Source organism: Streptomyces sp. NPDC006476 (assembly GCF_040612015.1).
GTDB classification, from domain to species: domain Bacteria; phylum Actinomycetota; class Actinomycetes; order Streptomycetales; family Streptomycetaceae; genus Streptomyces; species Streptomyces griseorubiginosus_B.
On record NZ_JBEXPK010000177.1, the window covers coordinates 1 to 6,298 of the forward strand.

Sequence of the window (6,298 nt, forward strand, 5' to 3'; positions counted from 1 at the left end):
GCTGGTTGGCCGAGCGGCAGCCGGGCCGGTTCAGCCTCGCCCAGGGTGTGGCCGGGCAAGGCGGCGCGTCATGAGCAGGGTCATCGACCAATAGACCATCGCCTCGGCGCTGGCAGTGCGGCGTTCGAAGTCGCGCACCAGGCGACCGGTGCGCATCAGGTGGGCGAAGAACCGCTCGACGATCCACCACTTGGGCAGCACCACGAAGCCCGACATGTCGTCGGTGCGTTTCACGATCGCCAGGACCACCGCGAGCGTGGTGAGGCAGTAGGCGACGAGGCTGCCGGTGTAGCCGCCGTCAGCCCAAGACCAGTTCCAGCCGGTGGTGCACGTCGGCGACCTGTCCGAGCAGCACGTGGGCGGCGGTGCGGTCGCCGGTGTCCGCGGCGGTGACCATCACGCCCAGCAGCAGGCCGAGCGTGTCGACCACGACGTGCCGCTTGCGCCCGTTGACCAGTTTGCCGCCGTCGAAGCCGCGGCTGTCCGATCCGACGACGGCGTCCGCCTTGACCGACTGCGAGTCGATCACACCGGCCGTCGGTGCCGCGTCGCGGCCCAGCGTTTCGCGGACCTGCCCACGCAGCCGGTCGTGAAACTCCTTGACCAGACCATGGTCGCGCCAGCGGCGGAAGAACGCATACACCCGGTCCCATGGCGGGAAGTCCCCGGGCATCGCACGCCACTTGATTCCAGCCCGCAGCAAGACCTCCAGCTCCGCTTCCTGCTCGGCACTCAAGTACGAGCTGCCGCCCGGCCCCTGGACAACAGCGCGTCACTGCCGCCCTCCCGCCAGGCCCGGTGCCACAGGCTGACCGCCTGCCGACTCACCCCGAGCACCCCCGCGACCTTGCTCTGCCGCATCCCTTGTTCGAATAAGCCGGCCGCCTGCAAACGCCGCCGCTCCGCCTCATCCAGGCTCAGCTGCCTGCCAGTTCGAGTCCCCATACATTTGGTATGCCGCACATAGCCGACTCGTCAACCACGGCCTCAAAGATCAGTAGCCTGGAAGTCGACCCGTAGGTGGTGGGAATTATTGCTGTTTTCCATTCATCCAATTCATCAGCGTGATCGCCGCATCTCGGGGAGGAAGCGTTGACGTATCCACACGAATATGGCGAGCTGATTGTATGGACGTGGTGTAGCCGTTTCCCTGAAGGATTTCCTCCAGTCGCGTCCGGCTGTTGACCTTTCCGAATGCGAGGCGGTCGCGATTCTCTACCCTAGAGAGCAGGACTTCATTTTCCGCCGCGAGGTGGGCAAAGTAAGGCATAGCCCCATGCTTCCGGCAGAGTGACTTCAGCTTGTCAATATACCAGTTATCACTGCGTCCGCCATAGCAGAACGTGGTTGCTATATCTCTGGCATCATATTCGAACAGCAGCTCCATTGCGTGGAGGCGAAGTCGGCTCGCGAATCTCCTATGCACCTCGAAACTTCCGCCTGGCGAGAGCAGATCGACGGCCAAATTGTATGTTAAGTGGTTGTGCAGAAGGGCCGCGGGCAACAACTGGGCTAGTTCCTTTCCCACGGTTAGTTTACCTACGGCAGGCGGGCCATAAAGCAGAATCAGTCTTCGCGGGTTGTCCATCCTTCTCCATCACTGAGACGTGCGCGTTGTGCCCGGTTGATAGTAGGTGACATTGAGCGTATTGCGGGTCGCGATTCCGGCACCCGTCAAACGTGTCACCTCGTGCCAGGTATCGGCAAAATGTCCATCACGAACGATCACGGTGGCGTTCCCCACCTTTGGCGGTATCTTGTGATGAATCGTAGAGTGATCAAGAGGATCGAGGATGCGGAGTGACCCTCCCCAGTCCTCTTTCCATCTGGCGTTGAAATAGATGATCAGCCGAAAGCCCAAACGTAACGAGGCGTCGACATGCGGCAGATAGTGTGTATCCCGCCCTCCCCGAAAAGCGACGGCTTCCATCGGGTACTCTGATAGATCGGTTCCACAGAGTTCTGCCACGGCTGCCCGAAAATCCGTGGATGCAAGCTCCTCACACATCCCGCGCCAGGAGTCCGACAATGTTTTCGGGTCATCTACCCGACGGGACGCCAGTGGAACAATGGTACGCCGGTAGAAATATCCGCCATTGCGCTCGCGATAGTTGAACGCGTCAGTCGGGAACTCATGCGCCAGCGTATTCGCGATGGATTCGTTGCGCCATATTTCGACCAGTTGCCCCCATTTGAACGGCTGTTCATGTAGAGTCCCGCGTGCAATCTGCTGGAGTGCAAAATATCTGGATACCATACCATTTTTCCTTGCTGGCGCCGCCGAGTAGCCGAGGGGAATCGCACCCCTCGGCTCTCACAGAACCGTGCGTAACAGTCTCCCGTTACACGGCTCTTGCCACTCTGATCAACAAGCCAGTACGGCGTCCGTGGTCAGCCGCCAGTGCGCGAACATGCGCGGGTAACGCTGGGCGATCTCCACGAGTTTCGCGTGGGCCTTCCGCTTGGCCGCGAGTCGCTTGTACTTCTGGCGGATCCAGCGCACCAGGTAGGCGTTGATGCGCATGACGAGGGTGCGCAACTCCCAGGGCCTGAAGCGGCCGTAGTAGTTGAGCCAGCCCGCCACCACGGGATTGATCCTGCGGGCGAGCTCGTGGAAGGACAGATCCGAGCGGGTGTGCAGGCGCCAGGACCGCACCTCCCGTCCCATCTTCTTCAGAGCGTCCTTGCTGACTGCCGGATCGAACGAGAGGAACTGCACGCCGTGCCGGTTCCGGCTTCGCCTGGCGCGGAACGTGTATCCAAGGAACGTGAACGACGTGTGCTCGTAGGAGCGTTGGCGTCTCCCGTTCTGGCAGTACACGATCCGGGGCTTGGCCGGGTGCAGGTGCAGCCCGACCTCGGCCATCCTGTCCGTGAGCGCGGCCAGCACCTGGCGGGCTTCGCTCTCGGAGACGCAGTGCAGTACCGCATCGTCCGCATACCGTTCGAACCAGACGGCCGGGAACTCCCGCACCATCCAGGTGTCGAACGCGTAATGCAGGAACAGGTTCGCCAAAACAGGAGAAACCGGAGCCCCTTGGGGCGTCCCGCACTCCCGCTCCAGCAGGGAGCCGTCGGGCATGACGAGCGGAGCAGCAAGCCACCGCCGCACATACAACTTCACCCAAACGGCGTCAGTGTGCGCTTCCACCGCCTTGACCAGCAGGTCCCAGGGCACGCTGTCGAAGAACTTGGTGATGTCGAACTCCACCGCCCAGTCCCGCTTCCAGCAACGCTCCCGGCACTTCCCCACCGCGTCCAAAGCAGACCGTCCGGGCCGGTATCCGTAGCTGTCCGGATGGAAAATTGGCTCCACCCGTCGCATCAGATGCCGGGCCACTACGGTCTGAGCCACCCGGTCGGCGACAGCGGGAATGCCAAGCATTCTCGTGCCACCACCGTGAGGCTTCGGAATCGGAACTGCACGCACCGGAGACGGAAAGTATGAGCCCGACGACATCCGGTTCCAGACCTTATACAGGTTGTTCTTCAGGTCCTTCTCCAAGTCGGCGATGCTCTGCCCGTCCGCTCCTGGTGCACCCCTGTTCGCCCTGACTTCCTCCCACGCCTCCTTCACTTCCCACTTCGAGATATCAAACGGCTTGGCTTGTGACTTCAACTGGCCCATCGGACTCCTCCCGGACACCGTCCGGTTGATGCGATCAACTCAGTCACGAGTAGCCCGGCCCCTTCGCTCCGCCCCCATTACAGGGGCTTCATCACTACTATGGGCCGGTCCGCCGGCAGGCCCCGCATCGGTACTCAGCCCCTTGCAGTGTCCGCTGCTTGGGGCGCTCCCTCTCGCCCGCCACAACGACGGGCAGTGTCGGGGACTGCCTTCTCCTGTTCCATGCGAAAGCCGCAGACCGGACTCACGTCGCCTACATGCCGGACACCACCTGGCCAATAAACGGGCACCCGCCAGGCTCATCCCGGAGCCCAAACCATGCCCCGGTTTTGATGTCATCTGGTTGTCTTTCGACACATCAGCAGCGATTCACTTGCGTTCGTCTTCCCGATCCCCACCTGACGCCTCTTACGACGCCTTTTCCTCATCGCTCACCACGACGGTCTTCAGCCAACGCGGCATGAGGCGGTTTGGAGCCTCCCCCCGCAGGGCGGCTCCGAAGGGCCATAACCTTCATCTCTCGCACAGCACCATTTCCAGAAGCTGCCTACAATCGGCTCCCTTTCATGTTCAGGACACAAAGTCTGGGGCAATCAATCGCCGCCGTCGTCGGCTGCCCTGCCGGCATCCGTACCCGGCGGCCGCAGGAGGAGATCCTCTTGCCACGGCTGTCGCCCGGGATGAAGTGTCGGCGTACGAAGCAGGCCTGACCGCGCTGGGTGACCTGGCGAAGCCCGCACCCCGCAGAAGCCGGTGGCGCAACCCCGCAGTGCCCCGAGTGGTGCACCGATGAGTTGGTGACCGTTGAGCGAATGCTTCGTTCGTGCCTGCCGTTGCCCATGTGACTGAAGTGACGACGCGCTGAAACGAGTGGCACGCTGACCTACTGATCGGTTTGAACCAGCAGGGCACCGCCGCCGATGGGGCTGACGGTGTGGCCCAACTGGACCAGCAGGCCCGATACCGCAGCCTGCACAACCGCCTGCATGCCGTCACCGGAGGTGCCGCGTTGGTCCTTCGCCAGCGAGGTGAACGCGTCCGAGGTCGTCCACTTCACCAGTACTCCCGCCGGCACTTTCGCTACCTCAAGTCCCGGCCTGCCGTCGTTCGCCTCGTCGCCAACGAGGTGAAAGCCAGCCTGGATCAAGGCATGCCGGACCTGCTGGAGCAGGTTGGACGGCGCAGATGACACAGGCTCCGCCTCCCCCGATTCCGCGTGATCAAGCCTATCGGTTGGGGACTGACACCATGTGGACGCAGGGGTTGACGTCCTGGGCCGGGGTGCCGAGCAGGGGATCGGCGGGCAGCATGACGCGGACCGGCACAGCAGCCAGCGCGAAAGCGGAGTCGGAGGGCGGTATCACCCGCACCACCGTGGGTGCCGTCCTCGTGGCCCTGAACGCGCTGATGCCGTTGGCAGCCCGCTTCCGGGGGCTTGTCCGGTCGGCCGGGCGGTGCTGGCTGGGCAGGCCGGTGACCAGCCGTGGACGGGGCAAGCCGGGGCATGCCCGCGGTCGTGGTCGGGGCCGTGGCCGGGGTGCGACCACGGCCTGCCGGTCAGCGGTTGGTGTCGCACGGCATCGGCGTCACGGAGCGTCGGGCCCAGCTCCCGCGGCGCGGGCTCTGCCAACGACTGATCAAGGGATCAGCAACCGTGCTCCTCAGCCTGGGCGCCGTCATGCCGCCACCGACGCCCCGCCGCACAGCACCGGCCGCGGCTCCACACCCGCCATGGCGTGCGAACACGCCGGGCGGCACCCGCTCCCTTCGCCGGATCGTGGTACGGCATCCCGATTGGGCGGGTATGCGGGGGTACCCGGCGGGCATGAAGCTGCATCTCCCGGGGCGAAAAGAACATCACGACAGTGCCGAGGCTCCCGAGCGCGAGGCCCCGCCGCCCCAGGAGGTAGGCCCCGGGCCTGCGGTGGAGCGGCGCGCGCCGGATACGCCGACGCGGCTGCCGAAGACGGCGTGGGGGGCGGTGCTGAAGGGCAGCCTGCGGGAGTTCAAGGACGACGAGCTGGCCGACCGGGCCGCGGCACTGACGTACTACGGCCTGCTGTCCCTGTTCCCGGCGCTGCTGGTGCTGGTGTCGCTGCTCGGCCTGGCCGGCAAGTCGGCCACGGATACGGTGCTGAAGAACCTGCAGCAGTTCACCCCGGGCTCCGCCCGCACGATCATCACCGGGGCCGTCACCCAGCTGCAGAACAACGCCGGCCTCGGATCGGTCATCGCGATCGTCGGCATCGTCCTGGCCGTGTGGTCGGCATCCGGATACGTCGCCGCGTTCATCCGCGCCGCCAACGCCGTCTACGACATGCCCGAAGGCCGCCCGGTGTGGAAGATCCTGCCCGTGCGGGTCGCACTGACGGCCGTCCTGCTGGTGCTCGCCGTGATCAGCGCCCTGATCGTGGTCTTCACCGGAGCTCTCGCCCGCAAGGCCGGCACGGCGCTCGGAGTGGGCGACACCGCCCTGACGGTGTGGTCGATCGCCAAATGGCCCGTGCTGGCGGTCCTCGTCACGGTCATGATCGCCCTGCTGTACTGGGCCACCCCCAACGCCCGGGTGAAGGGATTCAAGTGGATCACTCCGGGCAGCTTCCTGGCCCTGCTGATCTGGCTGCTCGCCTCCGCCGGCTTCGCCTTCTACGTCGCCAACTTCGCCTCCTA

General features: G+C 64.5%; 9 protein-coding genes. 1 reads left to right on the forward strand and 8 read right to left on the reverse strand.

Annotated features, from left to right (window positions below; genetic code table 11):
- Window positions 1–30: 30 nt before the first annotated feature.
- The 8 genes from ABZZ74_RS52080 to ABZZ74_RS52115 all read right to left on the reverse strand — a co-directional run bounded on the left by ABZZ74_RS52080 (window position 31) and on the right by ABZZ74_RS52115 (window position 5,124).
- Window positions 31–249 carry a hypothetical protein gene (locus ABZZ74_RS52080; RefSeq protein WP_356951142.1) on the reverse strand — a complete coding sequence of 73 codons (219 nt, stop codon included), beginning with the start codon at window positions 247–249 and terminating at the stop codon, window positions 31–33.
- Between the two features lie 49 nt (window positions 250–298).
- Window positions 299–673 carry a transposase gene (locus ABZZ74_RS52085; RefSeq protein WP_356951143.1) on the reverse strand — a complete coding sequence of 125 codons (375 nt, stop codon included), beginning with the start codon at window positions 671–673 and terminating at the stop codon, window positions 299–301.
- A gap of 59 nt (window positions 674–732) precedes the next feature.
- Window positions 733–945: a helix-turn-helix domain-containing protein gene (locus tag ABZZ74_RS52090; RefSeq protein WP_356951144.1), complete on the reverse strand. Its 213-nt coding sequence runs from the start codon at window positions 943–945 to the stop codon at window positions 733–735.
- Between the two features lie 85 nt (window positions 946–1,030).
- Complete coding sequence (locus ABZZ74_RS52095; RefSeq protein ID WP_356951145.1) at window positions 1,031–1,588, reverse strand: AAA family ATPase; 558 nt, start codon at window positions 1,586–1,588, stop codon at window positions 1,031–1,033.
- A 9-nt stretch (window positions 1,589–1,597) separates the two neighbouring features.
- Entirely contained in the window at window positions 1,598–2,257 is a 660-nt protein-coding gene (locus tag ABZZ74_RS52100; protein ID WP_356951146.1) for a 2OG-Fe(II) oxygenase, read from the reverse strand.
- 108 nt (window positions 2,258–2,365) lie between these two features.
- Window positions 2,366–3,628 (reverse strand): group II intron reverse transcriptase/maturase, encoded by a 1,263-nt coding sequence (ltrA, locus tag ABZZ74_RS52105; protein WP_356951147.1) that lies wholly within the window; start codon window positions 3,626–3,628, stop codon window positions 2,366–2,368.
- An 883-nt stretch (window positions 3,629–4,511) separates the two neighbouring features.
- Window positions 4,512–4,820 (reverse strand): hypothetical protein, encoded by a 309-nt coding sequence (locus ABZZ74_RS52110; protein ID WP_356951148.1) that lies wholly within the window; start codon window positions 4,818–4,820, stop codon window positions 4,512–4,514.
- A 34-nt stretch (window positions 4,821–4,854) separates the two neighbouring features.
- Window positions 4,855–5,124: a hypothetical protein gene (locus ABZZ74_RS52115; RefSeq protein WP_356951149.1), complete on the reverse strand. Its 270-nt coding sequence runs from the start codon at window positions 5,122–5,124 to the stop codon at window positions 4,855–4,857.
- A 329-nt stretch (window positions 5,125–5,453) separates the two neighbouring features.
- On the opposite strand from ABZZ74_RS52115, the gene ABZZ74_RS52120 reads away from it, so the two are divergent.
- Window positions 5,454–6,298, forward strand: an 845-nt coding sequence (locus ABZZ74_RS52120) for a YihY/virulence factor BrkB family protein (protein WP_356951150.1), incomplete at its 3' end; no start/stop codon positions are given.

Coding starts and splice junctions, on each gene's coding strand:
- ABZZ74_RS52085 (WP_356951143.1), bottom strand. CDS start 673: ATGCCCGGGGACTTCCCGCCATGGGACCGGGTGTATGCGTTCTTCCGC.
- ABZZ74_RS52090 (WP_356951144.1), bottom strand. CDS start 945: ATGGGGACTCGAACTGGCAGGCAGCTGAGCCTGGATGAGGCGGAGCGG.
- ABZZ74_RS52095 (WP_356951145.1), bottom strand. CDS start 1,588: ATGGACAACCCGCGAAGACTGATTCTGCTTTATGGCCCGCCTGCCGTA.
- ABZZ74_RS52100 (WP_356951146.1), bottom strand. CDS start 2,257: ATGGTATCCAGATATTTTGCACTCCAGCAGATTGCACGCGGGACTCTA.
- ltrA (WP_356951147.1), bottom strand. CDS start 3,628: ATGGGCCAGTTGAAGTCACAAGCCAAGCCGTTTGATATCTCGAAGTGG.